Source organism: Enterobacter cloacae complex sp. IR53030 (genome assembly GCF_049238365.1).
GTDB lineage: Bacteria > Pseudomonadota > Gammaproteobacteria > Enterobacterales > Enterobacteriaceae > Enterobacter > Enterobacter kobei.
This window is the reverse complement of the sequence record NZ_JBMKHA010000034.1, coordinates 1-15,527: the sequence shown is the minus strand read 5'-3', so window position 1 is coordinate 15,527 and position 15,527 is coordinate 1. Positions and strand designations below refer to the sequence as shown.

The 15,527-nt window shown below is 60.5% G+C and carries 22 protein-coding genes and 1 pseudogene; 13 read left to right on the top strand and 10 right to left on the bottom strand.

What is annotated here, in order from left to right:
- Positions 1–11: 11 nt before the first annotated feature.
- The 8 genes from ACOTXR_RS23330 to ACOTXR_RS23295 all read right to left on the bottom strand — a co-directional run bounded on the left by ACOTXR_RS23330 (position 12) and on the right by ACOTXR_RS23295 (position 5,547).
- The gene (locus tag ACOTXR_RS23330) at positions 12–413 is read right to left on the bottom strand and encodes a RidA family protein (RefSeq protein WP_004099044.1); all 402 of its coding nucleotides are present in this window, start codon (positions 411–413) and stop codon (positions 12–14) included.
- 106 nt (positions 414–519) lie between these two features.
- Entirely contained in the window at positions 520–969 is a 450-nt protein-coding gene (locus ACOTXR_RS23325; protein WP_004099042.1) for a hypothetical protein, read from the bottom strand.
- Positions 970–1,056: 87 nt separating this feature from the next.
- Positions 1,057–1,629 carry a hypothetical protein gene (locus ACOTXR_RS23320; RefSeq protein ID WP_004099040.1) on the bottom strand — a complete coding sequence of 191 codons (573 nt, stop codon included), beginning with the start codon at positions 1,627–1,629 and terminating at the stop codon, positions 1,057–1,059.
- Positions 1,630–1,720: 91 nt separating this feature from the next.
- Complete coding sequence (locus ACOTXR_RS23315; protein ID WP_011191347.1) at positions 1,721–2,689, bottom strand: magnesium and cobalt transport protein CorA; 969 nt, start codon at positions 2,687–2,689, stop codon at positions 1,721–1,723.
- Positions 2,686–3,390, bottom strand: a complete 705-nt coding sequence (locus ACOTXR_RS23310; RefSeq protein WP_004099038.1) for a glutathione S-transferase N-terminal domain-containing protein — start codon at positions 3,388–3,390, stop codon at positions 2,686–2,688. The genes ACOTXR_RS23315 and ACOTXR_RS23310 overlap by 4 nt, the downstream gene beginning before the upstream one ends.
- A 132-nt stretch (positions 3,391–3,522) precedes the next feature.
- Positions 3,523–4,062: a peptide-methionine (S)-S-oxide reductase MsrA gene (gene msrA, locus ACOTXR_RS23305; protein WP_004099036.1), complete on the bottom strand. Its 540-nt coding sequence runs from the start codon at positions 4,060–4,062 to the stop codon at positions 3,523–3,525.
- Position 4,063: 1 nt separating this feature from the next.
- Positions 4,064–4,525, bottom strand: a complete 462-nt coding sequence (gene msrB, locus ACOTXR_RS23300; protein WP_259408564.1) for a peptide-methionine (R)-S-oxide reductase MsrB — start codon at positions 4,523–4,525, stop codon at positions 4,064–4,066.
- A gap of 146 nt (positions 4,526–4,671) precedes the next feature.
- Positions 4,672–5,547 carry a LysR family transcriptional regulator gene (locus tag ACOTXR_RS23295; protein ID WP_011191349.1) on the bottom strand — a complete coding sequence of 292 codons (876 nt, stop codon included), beginning with the start codon at positions 5,545–5,547 and terminating at the stop codon, positions 4,672–4,674.
- A gap of 228 nt (positions 5,548–5,775) precedes the next feature.
- Here ACOTXR_RS23295 and ACOTXR_RS23290 point away from each other — a divergent pair, with 228 nt between their 5' ends.
- The 3 genes from ACOTXR_RS23290 to ACOTXR_RS23280 are packed head-to-tail and all read left to right on the top strand — an operon-like array spanning position 5,776 to position 8,629.
- Positions 5,776–7,008: a bifunctional alpha/beta hydrolase/OsmC family protein gene (locus tag ACOTXR_RS23290; RefSeq protein ID WP_004357650.1), complete on the top strand. Its 1,233-nt coding sequence runs from the start codon at positions 5,776–5,778 to the stop codon at positions 7,006–7,008.
- A gap of 32 nt (positions 7,009–7,040) precedes the next feature.
- Positions 7,041–7,604: a peptide-methionine (S)-S-oxide reductase MsrA gene (gene msrA, locus ACOTXR_RS23285; protein WP_011191350.1), complete on the top strand. Its 564-nt coding sequence runs from the start codon at positions 7,041–7,043 to the stop codon at positions 7,602–7,604.
- Positions 7,604–8,629, top strand: coding sequence for a zinc-binding alcohol dehydrogenase family protein (locus tag ACOTXR_RS23280; RefSeq protein ID WP_004357654.1), 1,026 nt, complete (start codon positions 7,604–7,606; stop codon positions 8,627–8,629). The genes msrA (ACOTXR_RS23285) and ACOTXR_RS23280 overlap by 1 nt, the downstream gene beginning before the upstream one ends.
- Positions 8,630–9,025: 396 nt before the next feature.
- On the opposite strand, the gene ACOTXR_RS23275 is transcribed toward ACOTXR_RS23280, so the two are convergent.
- The gene (locus ACOTXR_RS23275) at positions 9,026–9,520 is read right to left on the bottom strand and encodes a MarR family winged helix-turn-helix transcriptional regulator (protein ID WP_004099028.1); all 495 of its coding nucleotides are present in this window, start codon (positions 9,518–9,520) and stop codon (positions 9,026–9,028) included.
- 557 nt (positions 9,521–10,077) lie between these two features.
- The gene (locus ACOTXR_RS23270) at positions 10,078–10,566 is read right to left on the bottom strand and encodes a YkgB family protein (RefSeq protein WP_004099027.1); all 489 of its coding nucleotides are present in this window, start codon (positions 10,564–10,566) and stop codon (positions 10,078–10,080) included.
- A gap of 599 nt (positions 10,567–11,165) precedes the next feature.
- On the opposite strand from ACOTXR_RS23270, the pseudogene ACOTXR_RS23265 reads away from it, so the two are divergent.
- The 10 genes and pseudogenes from ACOTXR_RS23265 to ACOTXR_RS23220 all read left to right on the top strand — a co-directional run.
- Positions 11,166–11,285 (top strand): annotated as a pseudogene (locus ACOTXR_RS23265) (LysR family transcriptional regulator); the annotation flags it as partial.
- 60 nt (positions 11,286–11,345) lie between these two features.
- Positions 11,346–11,594: a type II toxin-antitoxin system YafQ family toxin gene (locus tag ACOTXR_RS23260; protein ID WP_012585400.1), complete on the top strand. Its 249-nt coding sequence runs from the start codon at positions 11,346–11,348 to the stop codon at positions 11,592–11,594.
- A 126-nt stretch (positions 11,595–11,720) separates the two neighbouring features.
- Positions 11,721–12,296 carry a recombinase family protein gene (locus ACOTXR_RS23255; RefSeq protein ID WP_001173919.1) on the top strand — a complete coding sequence of 192 codons (576 nt, stop codon included), beginning with the start codon at positions 11,721–11,723 and terminating at the stop codon, positions 12,294–12,296.
- A gap of 134 nt (positions 12,297–12,430) precedes the next feature.
- Entirely contained in the window at positions 12,431–12,721 is a 291-nt protein-coding gene (locus ACOTXR_RS23250; RefSeq protein WP_001247892.1) for a nucleotidyltransferase family protein, read from the top strand.
- Positions 12,718–13,119, top strand: a complete 402-nt coding sequence (locus ACOTXR_RS23245; protein ID WP_001293886.1) for a DUF86 domain-containing protein — start codon at positions 12,718–12,720, stop codon at positions 13,117–13,119. The genes ACOTXR_RS23250 and ACOTXR_RS23245 overlap by 4 nt, the downstream gene beginning before the upstream one ends.
- Positions 13,109–13,465 (top strand): cupin domain-containing protein, encoded by a 357-nt coding sequence (locus ACOTXR_RS23240; protein ID WP_000215515.1) that lies wholly within the window; start codon positions 13,109–13,111, stop codon positions 13,463–13,465. Before ACOTXR_RS23245 ends, ACOTXR_RS23240 begins: the two co-directional genes overlap by 11 nt.
- 254 nt (positions 13,466–13,719) lie before the next feature.
- Positions 13,720–14,046 (top strand): hypothetical protein, encoded by a 327-nt coding sequence (locus ACOTXR_RS23235; RefSeq protein WP_003100858.1) that lies wholly within the window; start codon positions 13,720–13,722, stop codon positions 14,044–14,046.
- Positions 14,043–14,543 carry a hypothetical protein gene (locus ACOTXR_RS23230; RefSeq protein ID WP_003100856.1) on the top strand — a complete coding sequence of 167 codons (501 nt, stop codon included), beginning with the start codon at positions 14,043–14,045 and terminating at the stop codon, positions 14,541–14,543. Before ACOTXR_RS23235 ends, ACOTXR_RS23230 begins: the two co-directional genes overlap by 4 nt.
- Positions 14,540–14,911 carry a hypothetical protein gene (locus ACOTXR_RS23225; RefSeq protein WP_021243030.1) on the top strand — a complete coding sequence of 124 codons (372 nt, stop codon included), beginning with the start codon at positions 14,540–14,542 and terminating at the stop codon, positions 14,909–14,911. Before ACOTXR_RS23230 ends, ACOTXR_RS23225 begins: the two co-directional genes overlap by 4 nt.
- Complete coding sequence (locus ACOTXR_RS23220; RefSeq protein ID WP_003100847.1) at positions 14,905–15,462, top strand: recombinase family protein; 558 nt, start codon at positions 14,905–14,907, stop codon at positions 15,460–15,462. The genes ACOTXR_RS23225 and ACOTXR_RS23220 overlap by 7 nt, the downstream gene beginning before the upstream one ends.
- The last annotated feature ends 65 nt before the right edge of the window (positions 15,463–15,527 follow it).

Below are 15,527 nucleotides of genomic sequence, written 5' to 3'. Positions count from 1 at the left end.
GAACCGCGGGGTCAGGCGATGATAGCTGTTACGCGAATTTCGATACGCATGGTTGGAAGCCCCAGCGCTTCGATTCCCAACTGCGTCCAGATTGGAGCGCGGTCGGGCATGTAGTGGCGATACAGCTTGGCCATTGTTTCGTTGATCACGGGAGGGAATCCACCGACGTGATAGGAATTGACGTGGACCACATGCGGCCAGCGTGCTCCGGCGGTCGCGAGCGTCCGTTCCACGTTCTTGAACGCCTGCTCGATCTCTTCCTCAATCGACTCCGGAATGACGAGATCGTCGTTCCATCCGCCCTGTCCGGAGATCTCCACGCGGTCACCAATGCGCATTGCCTGAGAATAATGAAGCGCGTCATGCAGGCGCGTCCCGTATCCGGGGGTGATGAAGAATGAAGGTGTTGTCATGAGTTTGCCTTTGATGAGCCAGGTCAACGCGGCTGCAAGTGACCGTATGCATGCAGAAAGAGATGCAGGGCGTTCGGCACTAGCGCGCCGGCTGCGGTGGAGGGCTTTATTCCACGTCTTCTACGGTGAGGTCCCGGCCGTTGAACTGCACGGTCTCCCCGGCTCGGGCACCCTCGATCGCTTCGAAGATCGGCGCCATCGTGGAAATGCCCATGAGCTCACGCCCCTGACAGGTAAACTTGCTCGTTGACACCGCGATCACAAAGTGGCGGCCGGACAGCTTGACGACAGCGCCTTCGTTGACGGCCAACTTGGGGCCGAAATCGATCGTCCTGAGCTTTTCGAGTTTATTGGCGTAGTCATGGAGCGTGTCATCGAGCGCTTCAGCGAAGTCGCTCGCGACCTCGGCCTGAGCTAGTTCGTCGTTTTCGATCGGTTCGCTCCGATCGAGCCGAGCGGTAGAGACATAGTCCAGGTAGTTTTCGCGAGCGCTGTGCAACGCTGCTGTCTCCAGCAAGAGCATAGTTTCTCGTATGTGGTCCTTGTTCCAGTCCATAATCACCTCCTAATTTTCGATGTTCTTAAAGTTCAGCCTGCAGATGTGTGGGCCAGGAAGGCCAGCCTTTCCGGCTAAGCGACACCGCTATTCGTCGCTGATGACGTCTTCGCCCTGGTATGGAACCCTGATCAGCCGAGGATCTCGAATGATGCTCGTGACGAGCCAGACATATTCCTGCTCGGCGGTATCGAAGCCGAGGATGCTGAAGGATTGGCCGAAAGGGCATGGCGGGAAGTCTGGAAAGCCCTCGCGCAGAACGTAACGCTCGGGATCGCTGTGAAACTCGCTCTTGTAGACTTTCCGTAGTCCGTGCTTGCTCGGCGCGTCCTGGTCACCTGCCGGTGCTGTTTCCCGATGCGCCACAAGGCGCTCGGACAAGTCGCGGGGGCAGATTTCGTGGAACACGTCGAAGGCGTCGATCAACAGGCCTTTATGCTCTGTCGCCGGATCGGTGATCGCGTAGATGTTGGAGGCATCTTCGCCGTCGTCCCCGCTCTCGAGGCGCAACGCCGCATCGACGCGAATGCTGCATGCATCGAGGGTTGACCCTAGTTCGAGATCGACGAGATTGCCGTCCTTGACGCGGTATTCGCGGTCATAGCCTTTGGCGATGAATGACTGGACTGCTTCTAGAACGTCGGTCACCTGGGAGGTCATGGAAGCACCTTCATCTTGAACTGGATTGGACACGCTCGCGCACAAAGCGCGCTGTGACTCGGCGGACGGAGAAGCTCGCGAAGTGCGTTACTCATAGCCACTTGGCCTTCTTGAAGCGCATGAATAGGAGAAGGCAGAACACCGCTATCACTCCGAGCACGACGAAGTAGCCATATGGCGTGTCCAGTTCCGGCATGTGCTTGAAGTTCATGCCATATATTCCGGCGATCGCCGTCGGGACCGCCAAGATCGCCGCCCAGGCCGCGAGCTGGCGAGTGACCACACCGATCCTTTGCGCTTCCAGAAGGCTGCTGGCCTCGAAGACCGTGGACAGGATAAGCAGGAGGCCGTCGACCATGGACTGCACGCGGTGGACATGGTCCGCGACGTCGTGGAAATATGGTGTCATTTCGGCGCTGATGCAGGGAAAGTGGCCGCGAACGAGCTTTCGCACCAGCTCGGCCATAGCCCCGAGCGTGCGCTGGAACCGCGTGAGTTCGGACCTTAGTTCGAAGATTCGCGCCACCTCTTCTGGCCCGAGGAAATCGTGCAGCGACCGTCGCTCCATCGCCAGGACGTCGTCCTCGATCATTTCGAAGATGGGCAGATACTGGTCGACCACTCGGTGCAAGATCGCGTGCAGCACATAGTCGACACCCTTGCCGAACTGCGTCGGCGATGCCTCGAGTTGCTCCCGAAGTTTGCCCAGCGCTCCGGCATTGCCGTGCCGCACGGTGATAAGGTGATTGTGACCGGTGAAGATCGCCATCTTGCCGTAGCTGATCCGGTCGCCGACCAGCTCGGCGGTCTGGGCGACGACGTACAACTCATCGTTGTAGACCTCGAGCTTGGGCGGGCACAGCGGGTGCATGGCGTTGTCGATCGCCAAAGGATGGAGGTTATACGTCGTCTGGATCGCGCTGAGTTCGTCTGCGGTGGGCTCGCTAAGCGCGATCCAGCAGAAGCCCGAGCGATTCTCGTTTAGTTCGACGTGCTCATCGAGCCTGATTTCACGGACTCGCTTACCTTCGTTGTAATAATATGCGGCGATAATGGTCATGCAGGCCTCGCAGGAATTCGCAGGCCACGCTGTACAGCCGGTCGCGCCAGCCCGCGTTCGAGCCATGCCTGCACGTTCGAATAGCTGCTTAGGCCGAGGATGTCGCCCGCTGCGTAGAATTCGACCAGCGCATTCACCCAGCCAAACGTCGCAATGTCCGCGATCGAGTAATCATCGACAATCCATTCGCGGCCCTCCAGCCGGTGATCCAGGACCCCGAGAAGACGCCTGGATTCATCAACAAAGCGCTGCCGAGGTCGCTTGTCCTCATAGTCCTTGCCGGCAAATCGCAGGAAAAAGCCTAGCTGTCCGAAGGTCGGCCCAACGCCCGACACCTGAAAGAACACCCAGGCCAGAGTCTCGTACCGCTGGGCGGGTGTTGTTGAGATGAGCTGCCCCGTCTTGTCGGCCAGATAGATGAGGATCGCACCGGTTTCCCATATGCCAATGGGCTGGCCGTCAGGGCCAGCCGGATCGATGATCGCGGGTATGCGGCCGTTGGGATTCAACGACACGAACGCTGGATCCTTCGACTCGTTGTTCGAGATGTCGACGAAGTGGGGCTCATACGGCAGGCCAGTCTCCTCCAGCATCATCGAGACCTTGACGCCGTTGGGCGTGGGGGCCGCGTATAGTTGCAAGCGATCCGGATAAGATGCTGGCCAGCGCTGCGTGATGGGAAAGGAGGAGAGGTCTGTCATATCTGGATCCTGGCACTGCGACGGCGGCTGAATGGAATGATCTGCTTCAAGGCCGGGTTCGACGACCGCGTCGATTGACGCGGTCGTCGGAGGTTGCGAACCGGATCGGCGCGGCACTAACGGCAGCGAAGCCTATTCCGCTGCAGCCCCGGCCGCAGGGCTCACATCGCCGGCCTCATGCCGCTTTGGAAGAACCCAGTCGGGACGGACGAAGTGGCAGGTGTAGCCGCCCGGCCGCTTCTCCAGATAATCCTGGTGATCGGGCTCGGCCTCCCAGAACTCGCCGACCGGCTGGACCTCGGTCACCACTTTGCCATCCCACAGCCCCGAGGCATCCACATCGGCGATCGTATCCTCGGCGACGCGCTTCTGCTCCTCGTCGACATAATAGATGCCCGACCGGTAGGAGAGCCCACGATCATTGCCCTGGCGGTTCAGCGTCGTCGGATCGTGGATCTGGAAGAAGAATTCCAGGATGTGCCGGTAGCTCGTCACTGTCGGGTCGAAGACAATCTCGATCCCCTCGGCATGCGTGCCGTGATTACGATACGTGGCGTTCGGAATATCGCCGCCCGTGTAACCCACACGGGTCGAGATGATGCCGGGCCGCTTGCGGATCAGATCCTGCATGCCCCAGAAACATCCTCCTGCGAGAACAGCGCGCTGATGCATGTTAAGCCTCCTCTACTTGATCGAGATATTCACCGTATCCCTCGGACTCCATCTCGTCGCGCGGGATGAAGCGAAGGGACGCAGAGTTGATGCAGTAGCGCAGACCGCCGCGGTCGGAAGGACCGTCCGGGAAAACGTGGCCCAGATGGCTGTCGGCGTGTACCGACCTGACCTCCGTCCGGACCATGCCGTGTGCACTGTCCCGCACCTCGTTCACGTTTGCCGGAACGATCGGCTTGGTGAAGCTGGGCCAGCCAGTACCCGAATCGAACTTGTCCGTTGAAGCGAACTTGTCCGTTGAAGCGAACAGCGGCTCTCCCGACACTATGTCGACGTAGATGCCAGGCTCCTTGTTGTCGTTGTGCTCACCCGTGAAGGGCCTTTCGGTCCCCGAATCCTGGGTAATCCGGCGTTGCTCGGGGGTCAGGCGGTCAACTGCTGCCTGTGACTTCTCAAACTTCATGATAGTCTCCAATAATTAATCTAGAGAGCTCGACACACTGTCATTTATCTTTGCAGTCATTGCGCCGACTATAGCAGTGCGCCCCAGATTTATCCAATACGCTGCGCGTATAGTTTCCATAGCGCCGAAGCTCTTCACGTCGTGATTCAGTTCCACTCATACCGGGCTGCCAGCTGCGCGATGTTCCGTATCTCGACCGTTGCCGTGGAGCCGGATACTGTCGCGATCACGACTTCGCGCTCCAAGACAAATCCGTCGATCGGCCGAGTGACGAGGCCTTGCACGGTCGGCGATCGTTCCGGAAGAATGCATATGGCGTGGCCGTCAGCGACGACCCGTTGCACCCAGTCCTCGCGATCTGATCGAAAGCGAGGTCGCATGAGCAAGTCCCGTCGCGCGAAGTGATCGAGGATCCGATCGCGAAACTCGCATTTCAGGCGATCGACGAAAGGAAACTCGAGCAGGTCTTCGCCGCGCACGATCTCGTTGGCAGCCAAGGGATGGTTTGCAGAACAGCCGAGCACGAAGCGCTCCCGAAATAGAGGATGCACATCCAGCTTGCGTTCCGGTCTTGTTTCACGCGGCATGATGCACGCGTGGTATTTTCCTGAAAGCACCTCCGATGTGTCCTCGTTCGACTGGAGCGAGTGCAGCTTGATTTCGATGGATGGCATCTCCGCCAATGCGCTCTCGAAGAATGCCGTAAATTCCTTTGGTCCGACGGTGGGCGCGACGGCGACATCCAGCACGCGGTGCCCCCCCATCGCCCAGTGCTCCGAGTGATTGCGAACGCTCTTCATCGCGACCACCATGCGCCGGAATTCTGCCTCGACGTCATGGCCAAGGCCAGTCAGGCGGCTGTTCTTCCCGTCGCGATAGATCAGCGGCCCGCCAAGCTCATCTTCCAAGCGGCGGATCGCGCGGGTCAGACTTGGCTGTGACACACCGCTCAAGCGAGCGGCCGCTGTGAAATTCAGCGTCTCGGCCAAGTTGATGAAATAGCTGACTTGATTGAGTTCCATAGTCCTTTGGCCCACGCGCCTGACTGATACCTCTTCCGTGAGACCGCCTTTGGAAAGCAGGTCGCAGAAGTATGCTTGGCGCATATAATCATGGTATAGGGGCTTGTCTATATGCGCCAGACATATAAATGATAGCCTGAGATGACGATTACCGGTTGGCGGTGCGCTCCGCTCAGCTCCGTCGAAGGTTCTGAGAGCGCAACCGCCAAGCCGCGTGCTGGAGGTTTGATGGACATGGCAGGAAGATCATTTACGTTTGTCAGTGGGGCTGGCTCTCCGCTGTCCGGGCACCTCGAACCGCCGGAAGGGACGCCGCGGGGCTGGGCGATCTTCGCCCACTGCTTCACGTGCGGGAAAGACAGTCGCGCCGCTGTTCACATCTCGCGCGCGCTGTCGCGTGCGGGCATCGGGGTCTTGAGGTTCGATTTCGCCGGGACCGGGATCGGCGGTGGGACGGGAGAACCTGTGAACTTCGCGTCGGACGTCGAGGACCTTCGGGCCGCCGCAAATGCGATGGCGGCGGCGGGCATGTCACCGTCCCTCCTCGTCGGGCACAGCCTGGGTGGCACCGCTGCGATCGTAGCCGCCGCCGACATGCCTGATATTGCGGCGGTAGCGACGATTGGTGCGCCGGCCGACCTTCAGCATATCTTGCGCCTCTTCGGACCGAATGATCTGGACACCATCGCGAGCGAGGGCGAGGCCTCGGTGGAGATTGCCGGTAGGCCCTTCCTCATTCGCCGAGGGTTCCTTGAGGCGGTTGAGGGGATCGACGTCGAGAAGGCCATTGCCTCCCTGCGACGGCCGGTGCTGGTCATGCACTCTCCGCTGGATCAGGTGGTCGGCATCGACCACGCGTCGCGCATCTTCGTCGCGTCCAGGCACCCTAAAAGCTTCATCTCGCTCGACAACGCGGATCACCTTCTCACCGACGTCGCGGACGCGAACTACGCCGCGGCCATGGTGGCGGTTTGGGCGAGCCGCTTTCTCCCACCACTCAGCGCGGATCTTCCGCAGGTCGAGGTTGCGGAGGGCGTCGTCTCCACCGAAACTCTTGCAGGGACGTTCCAGCTCAAGGTCCGCAGCGGCGAGCACACTCTGTTCGCCGACGAGCCAGCATCGGTCGGTGGCCTCGGGACCGGACTATCTCCCTACGAACTCGTATCTGCCGGCCTCGCAGCCTGCACGGTGATGACGATGCGTCTCTATGCGAACCGCAAGGGCTTTCCGCTCGAACGGGCGAGCACGACCGTGCAGCACGAGAAGGTGCCGGACATGATGCCACCCGACCGGTTCACCCGCACCATTGTCCTCGATGGGCCGCTGAGTGATGATCAGCGCGCTCGGATCCTCGCGATCGCTGATCGGTGTCCCGTCGATCTGAGTCTCATCCGGGGTTCGGACGTGCAGACCGAGCTCTTGAGCGCCAGTCAGGCTGCGGATCCCGCGAGGCTGGCTTGACCGTGGCGCACACGGAGGAGGGCGAACGGACTGTGAGCCAATCGCCTACCGGCAATAGGGCGGCCGCGACAGAGCGAGCAATTCTCGCAGGCGGCTGCTTCTGGGGCATGGAGGATTTGCTGCGCCGAGCCAGGGGAGTCATTTCGACGCGTGTCGGTTACACAGGCGGAGAAATGCCTGATCCGACCTACGCGAGACATTACGGCCATGCGGAAGCAGTGGAAGTGACCTTCGACCCTTCCGTTCTCGCCTATCGCTCGCTCTTGGAACTCTTCTTCCAGATACATGACCCCACGACCTACGAGCAACAAGGCAGCGATGTCGGTCCGAGCTATCGATCGGCGATTTTCTACACCACCGAAGTGCAGAAGGAAGTCGCCCTCACAACCATCGCGGAAATCGAGGCATCAGGAAGCTGGCCAGGCCCGGTCGTGTCGGAGATCAACCCAGAAGAACCCTTTTGGGAGGCGGAGCCAGAGCACCAAGAATACCTGGTGCGCTATCCTGGGGGCTATAGCTGCCACTTCGTGCGCCCGACCTGGCGGTTGGACCGCTCAGACGAACGCCCAGCTGTAATACTTGACAGAAAGAGTTGATGATGACCGAAACCGTGACTAATCAGGCCGCCTGGCAGAAAGCGCCGGGGCAGCCACTGAGGATCGGTGTCACCGCTCTGCCGCATCTGGCGGCGAACGAGATATTGATCCGCAACGCGGCCATCGCGATCAACCCACTCGACTGGATTCTGCAGGACGTCGCGCTTTTGCCATGGCTCGACTATCCCGCGATTCTCGGCAGCGACGTCTCCGGTGAGGTCGCGGCGGTCGGTGGCGCGGTCGAGCGGTTCAAGGTCGGCGATCGAGTCATCGGACAGGCGGTCGGGACAACCGTAAATCAACCTGCGCAGGGTGCGTTCCAGCACCACACGATCGTGCTGGACCACATGGCGGCGCCGATCCCCAACAACATTGCCTTCGCTGATGCGGCAGTCCTCCCGCTTGGCCTTGGCACCGCCGCAAGCGGGCTCTACGGACGGACACAGTTGGCTCTCGCGCCACCGTTACACTCGCCGACCGCGCGTCCAGAGGTCGTTCTGGTCTGGGGTGGATCGTCGAGCGTTGGCTGCAACGCCATCCAGCTCGCGGTGGCGTCGGGCTACAGGTGCGTCGCCACCGCTTCGGCGCGCAACGTCGGCCTGTTGAAGGAGCTGGGTGCAAGCGAGGTTCTTGACCACTCGAGTCCAGCCATCGTGGAAGACGTGATTGAGGCAATGCGCGGGCGCAGTCTCGCTGGAACGCTTCACGCGACCGGTCACATGAAAGACTGTTTTGCCGTAGTTGCGAGATGCGAGGGCTCGCGCCGGGTGGCAGCGACGCTGGCCCCGCCCGACGAGCGTTCATTTGGAGTCGAGGCGACGCACATCTCCGGGACGAGCCTCAAGGATGACGAGGTTGGTCCAATGATCTACCGCGAATTCCTGCCGCAGGCTCTCGCGGCGCGCACGTTCGTCCCCGCCCCTCCGGCGAAGATCGTGGGCCAGGGCCTTGAAATGCTCCAGGCTGCCTTGGAAGCCCTGAAGGCGGGTGTATCCGCAGCGAAAATCGTCGTTACCCTGCCTTGAGTGACCAGCCAGGCGGTTTTTCGCGTTCGCAGTCTGAGGTGGCCCGCACTTTGCCGATTGGGAAGCTCTACCGGGAAAACGCGTTTGGGACGCGCGCTGCGCTCCTGCCGGAGCATGCGTTCCCGAAACCTGTTCCCGACTGCTTTTCCCCGAAACTACCTATCGGACATAGAGAAATGGGAATGCAGCGAGTGGTTTGAACGGCCGCTTCCGAAACCGCGTTCCGATCAATTGAGCGGCTAAAAGTGGGGCGATCACCGACATATTAGAATGAGACCGCCATGCCCGATCGGCCGGCTTGACGCGTAGCCAAAAGAATGCGGCTGATGGTAGGCTCGCTGACATTATGAAGCCCCGCCATCTGAGCAGCGTTGAGCTGCCGCAATTGCGAGTCTCCTACGCGTCGTCGTTCTTCTCGCGGTCCACACCTCGCTCATGCAATTCGGCATCGACGGGGCAGTTCGTGCAGCCCTCGTAGCAGCACAAGCGGCAGATGCGGTATGACTGCTCGAGGTTTTCCAAGCGATTTCGGAGAACGCGTTCAGCGATGTCCGATAAGGTTTTCAGTTCGTCTGGATTAAGGATCGATAGCCCTTCGGCAATCACTTGATCGCGCGAGGCCAGGACCTCGTCGCTCGCGACCTTGCCAGTTGGAGTAAGATAGAGGGATCGCGCGCGCCCGTCTGTCGAATGCTCCCTACGCTCGATCAATCCCTCGCTTACCAATCTATCCACCAGGCGAACAGTTCCAGCATGTGAAAGGCCCACCCCGATCGCAAGCATACGGATCGAGAGCCCGGGCTTGTGCGCGAGCAACGCCAGCGCTGAGGCGGCGGGTCCAGCTTCCGGCGCCCGCGATGAACTAGCGCGAACGATGTCGTCGCTGATCATGAGTGCGAACGCCCCGAAAATGTTTCGATCTCGAGGTCCATCCATTGCCACATCTATATGTGCGCGGAGCATAGACAGCAAGCCATACCGTGGTCCTCTTCCTCCGCGCGGCTTGTGGAAAATGTCCTGTTTTAGAAGGGTTTCGGAGGATTTCGACTGATCGAGCGCGCCGAAAAAAACGGGTCCGGCTCGTTAAGGCCGCGGAACCGTTGATACCTGGCGGCTATAGGGCAAGCCTTTTCGCTCGGAATCGCCGTAGGTCGCGCCCGAGAATCACTCCGCGTCAGCGCTGTCATCCAGGCCGCGCAGGTGCAGATCAGCGAGACCTAGCTTGCCCCCGGCGTCGCACTTCCATCGTGTCACCGCGCGCGATCACGATTGTATCAATCCCATTGAGGAACAGTCCGTGCTCCACGACGTCGGGGATTGCGGCGAAACGGGCGAAGACCGCGTCGCCATGCAGCTGAGCGCCTCCGGGCTCGATATCGCGACGGAGCATCCATGCCCCGCGGAGGTTCTGCAGGATTTGCACGCCCGCCGTCACGAGAGGACCACAGTCACGAGAGCACAAGCGCCCCTCTGTGGCGGACCGAAGCACGCAGCAGCACGAGGGACGCCGCTAGCAGAACTGCGTCCTTCAGTAGAAACTGCCCTGGTGCAGCCGAAATCGCAGGAAAGCCGCCGGCAGTCTGCTCCGCGACACCTGGAGTGGTGATGAAAAAGGTCAGCGTGATCAGATAGGTCGCTGCTGACATTAGTGCGCCTAGCGCAGAGAAGAGTGGACGAAATGCACCAAGGATCAGAACGAGACCGGTCGATAACTCGATAACGCCGATGAAATAGCTTTGCCCCTGCGTCCCGAACATGCCGAGCCAATTCATGATCGGGCTGTGTTCGATAAACGGGGCGATACCATAGGCCTCGTACGCTGTGAACTTCATCGCGCCGAACCACAGAAATACGATCACGAGAGCCCATCTAAGCAGGCCAAGATCCCTCCGACCGTGCTCGGGGACAAGAAATTCATAACGGTCGAAAATGCTCATCTAAAATTCCTCAACAGTGGTCCCGTGGGAACGTCACGAACGTCGTCTACGTGCTTCGGGCAGGCGTTGCAGTATATGCGCGACGCATATACTAATAAGCGAGATATGTCGAGCGGCTGGCTCGCGCTTCGCTGCCTCACTCGATCAATCGCACCGTCCCGGCATGAGAAAGCCCGATCGAGGTAGCCAAAACGCTGATCGGCAGTCCGGGCTCCATGCTGAGTAACACCATCACGGCGGTCCCCGGGCCGCTTGGTGAAAACGAGGCCGAGACACTGGCGATGCTGTCTGCAACGGCCAACGCGAGTGCACCTAAATGGTACTTGGCAACCTCAGGCTCCATACCGCAAGAATATATGCTTCGCGCATAGACTTCAAGCGTGTGAAAATGTATGACCGCCGCATGCATCTATGACAGATTCGGACATGGTCATGCTCATTGAGGGGCTCAGCTCGGATTCCACATCTGAGATCAACGGACGTGCTCGTTCCCCAGGCGCTAGCGGGGGTGGGCTCGATGAAAGTGGACGTGCATGGGTGCCGCTCACCGGGCGCAGGCGGTTCGCCGATGAGACCGCCGGTATGATAGGACGGGTCTCATGCCCGACCTGACTCTTGATCTCCGATACCTGAAGTACGCCGTTCAGGTCGCCGAGGCCGGCAGCTTCCGCCGAGCGGCGGAGCGCCTATCGATATCGCAATCCACCGTCAGCCGACGTGTGCAGCTGTTGTCATTTTCAGAAGACGACTGCACCAGACAACGCGGTTTGAAGGCTGTTGTGCAGTCGTCTATTGAACGAACAGTATCAGGAGTCCGCTGCACGAATGATGACCTCAAGCCGGTTCTGGTCGCGCTGGCGACCGATCAGCCCCTGGATGTGCGATACCGCGACCACGATCTTTCCGGCGATTGGGCGGGCTACCGCGAATGCCACATCAAGCCCGACCTGCTGCTGATCTACCGCAAGTCCGACGCCGACACCCTGCGACTGGCGCGGCTTGGCTCCCATAGCGAGCTGTTCGGCTGATGCCAGTCGCCTTGTCCGCCAAACGATCATTAGGCGGCCAAACCGGACGCCTGTCCGAAAACATCTTGCGCAACGGGATGACGGACAATAAGATAGGCGGACGGTATAACGGACAAATGGGCGGAAATGGCACTCATCGGCTATGCGCGGGTATCGACGGCGGAACAGGACACCGCCTTGCAGACGGATGCGCTGCGCAATGCAGGCTGCGAACGGGTTTTCGAGGACACGGCATCCGGGGCCAAGGCAGACCGGCCCGGCTTGGCCGATGCGCTGGCTTATCTGCGCGATGGCGATGTGCTGGTCGTCTGGCGGCTGGATCGGCTTGGCCGCTCCCTGCCGCACCTGATTGAGACGGTCGGCAAGCTGGAAGCACGGGGCGTCGGCTTCCGCTCGTTGACTGAAAACATCGACACCACCACGCCGGGCGGACGGCTCATCTTCCATGTGTTCGGTGCGCTGGGCCAGTTCGAGCGCGACCTGATCCGCGAGCGCACCAAGGCCGGGTTGACCGCTGCCGCCGCACGCGGGCGCAAAGGCGGACGCAAGCCGGTTGTCACTGCCGACAAGTTGCAACGAGCGCGGGAGCTTGTCGCCAACGGCTTGAATGTCCGCGAGGCCGCCGCACGCCTCAAGGTAGGAAAAACCGCTCTCTACGCTGCCTTGCAGGCGGCCAGTTCTGGCAGTGCAGCCGACTCCTGATATTTCGTGCAGTCGCCTTCTGAAAACGACAGCGCGGCACGGGAATCAAGGCATTGCGATTCTCGAAAATAGTTCTTGAAATTCTATTCTTGATTGCATATCATCTCAACGAGTTTCGATAAGAAAGGATGCGCATGCGACCGTCTGTTGTGCTTGACATGAAGCGAAGCGCAGTGCGTGAAGCGGTAGGCCGCTTTCGCGCCGCGAACCCGCGCGTCTTCGGCTCGGTGCTGCATGGCACCGACCGGGATGGCAGCGACCTCGACCTGTTGGTCGATGCGCTGCCCGGTGCCACGTTGTTGGACTTGGGCGATTTGGAAGAAGAACTGAAATCGCTGCTCGGCGTTGACGTCGATCTGCTGACTCCCGGCGACCTGCCGCCGAAGTTCCGGGCCAAGGTGCTCGCGGAGGCGCAACCGATATGAGCGAGAACCGCCTGCCCGATTACCTCGACCACATTCAGCAGGCCGCAACCGATGCGCGCAGCTTCGTGGAAGGGATGGCCAAGGACGACTTCTTGGCCGACAAGCGCACCCAGCAGGCCGTCATCATGAGCCTGATCGTCATCGGCGAGGCGGCCACAAAGGTGATGGATGGCTACGTCGAGTTCACCCAGGCGCATGCCGACGTGCCGTGGCGCAGCATGCGCAATATGCGTAATCGCATGGCTCACGGCTATTTCGACATCAACCTCGATGTGGTGTGGGAGACGGTACAGGAATGGCTGCCGGCGTTGCTCCAGCAATTGCCCGCCGTGCGTCAGGATGCCGACGATGAAGACCGTAACGACAACTGTGAAAGAGGGATCTCCGATGACTGTTGAATCGAGAATATTTTCTGTAGCCGAGTATGTTCAGCCGTCCGAAGGCGAGCCTATTCGTTCCGTTGTGCTTGAAACCCGAGACTCAATTATCGTGGTTTGGCATGTCCATCCCGGGCAGGAAATTGCGGCTCACATTCATCCTCACGGCCAAGACACGTGGACTGTTTTGTCGGGAATGGCTGATTACTTTCAGGGCAATGGGATTGTTCGTGCCCTCAGGGAAGGTGAGATAGCCGTGGCAAGACCGGGCCAAGTGCACGGGGCGCGAAATACAGGTACCGAGCCATTTGTGTTAGTCTCGGTTGTGGCATCAGCCAATGCCGGTTTCGTATTGGCTGAGCGATAGAGCCCAATCTCTGGAGTTGGTCCAATGAGCGGTCGGGGAGATAGGTAACAGACATGCAGCGGACACGGCTGCTAAACCAGGTCGCAAACCTCCTTGCGTCGCAGCGTGCCGCAAGCGACGCGATCAATCGAATGGGGTCGGCATGAGACTGAACACCATCCAGTTCCCGACCGCGTAGCCGCCTGTCCTGCCGATCAGGTCTTGACCATCGACGCCTGGGATCAGTCCTGAATGTTCTTGGAGACCACTACGTTATGAGCCGCAGCCGCCGCAAAACACCCATCGTCGGGCACACGACCTGCGGCAGCGAGCGCGAGGACAAGAAGCTCTGGCATCAGCGCTGGCGCACCCGTGAGCGCACGGCGCTGACCAGCGCGTCGCCCGAAGCCCTGAGCGCCCATCTGCCCCTGCTGGAAAACCAGGCCAGCAGCGTCTGGTCGATGGGCAAGGATGGCCGCTCCTACTGGCCCGTCAAGCGCCAGGCCGCCACGGCGGATCGCATCGCCAATCACAAGGGACGCAACCCGCAAGAACGCGCCTCCCTGAAAAAGCGCCTGCTGCGCAAGTGGATGAGCAAATGAAGCTCTCCTTCCATCAGCACATTGCGCTGTTCTGGATGATCGGTGCTCCGGGCGTCTTCGCGCCCGTGATCGAGAACGCCAAGCGGCCCGATGCCGGCGCCGTCATGGCGTGGGGTGTCGCGATCGTGGCGGTGATGATCCTCTTCACCCCTTTGCTGCTGCGCTGTCCACCATTCCGGCGCTGGTATGGCCGGACGGATGCGCTGTCGGAGCGGCAGCGCCAGGCGCTTGCCGAGCGCGGCCTGCGCCGCTACTACCAGACCGCTTTCGATGACGGCTACGTGCCCCGCGTGATGCCCTACGTGTGGCGCATCATCTGGACGGTCGGCGGGTTGATGGCTGTGACCGCCGTACTGCCTACCAACACCGGACGGCCAGCCTTCGATGCCTTGGTGGTCTTCTCGACCTGGTATCCGATAGGCGTGATGCTGCTGGTTTTCGCGTCGAGGCCCCTTGGCCGGTTGATTCGCCAAAGAGCACAGGAGCGGCGGAAATGAGCACGTCAACCATCGAGGCGCTGGCCAGCGCCTGGGCAAGGATTGCCGAGGAAGCGGAATTCCCCGCTGACTACGAGGGGACTGCCACACCACAAGCGCATCGGGCTAGCGAAGCTATTCAGGAGCAGATTCGGGAGCGCATCGTCGCCACCAACGACATGCGGCTGTTCAGCCTGCTGCACCTGCTGAGTCAGGCGTCGCTGCGCATGGAGCAAGCGCTGTGGCCGGAGGATTACGAGCGGATGACGCGCGAGGTTGAGGAAGCCCTGCGGCAAGCCACCGACGCCAACGCCAGATCGTACACCCACGAAGAAGTGATGCAGGCGATGCAGGAACGCATCGACCGGGCGCGAGACAAGCCATGTTGATTGGCTATGCGCGCGTCTCGACGCAGGATCAGAACCTGGAGCTGCAACGCGAAGCCTTGAGCAAGGCCGGATGTAAAAAGGTCTTCGAGGACAAGGTGAGTGGCACGCGGGCAGACCGGCCTGGCTTGGCCAAGACGCTCGAAATGCTGCGCGAAGGCGATACTTTGGTCGTCTGGAAGCTCGACCGGCTGGGCCGGTCGGTCAAGCAACTGGTCGATCTGGTCGGCGATCTGCACAAGCACGGTGTCCAGTTCAGGAGCCTCACCGACTCCATCGACACCGGCACACCATCCGGGCGGTTCTTCTTCCACGTCATGGCGAGCCTTGCCGAAATGGAGCGCGAGCTGACCGTCGAGCGCACCCGCGCCGGGCTGGAAGTCGCCAAGCAGCTCGGCCGCAAAGGCGGCCGCAAGCCGAAGATGACCGACAGCAAGATCGAGTCGGCCAAGAAGCTGCTGGCCAGCGGGGTGCCGCCCAAGGACGTGGCCAAGAACCTCGGCGTGTCCATTCCGACGCTGTACCGCTGGGTGCCAGCCTCCACGCACGCTTAGCGTGCTTTATTTAATGAGATGGTCACTCCCTCCTTCCCGGTACTATGCTGAGGACAGGCTTTCAT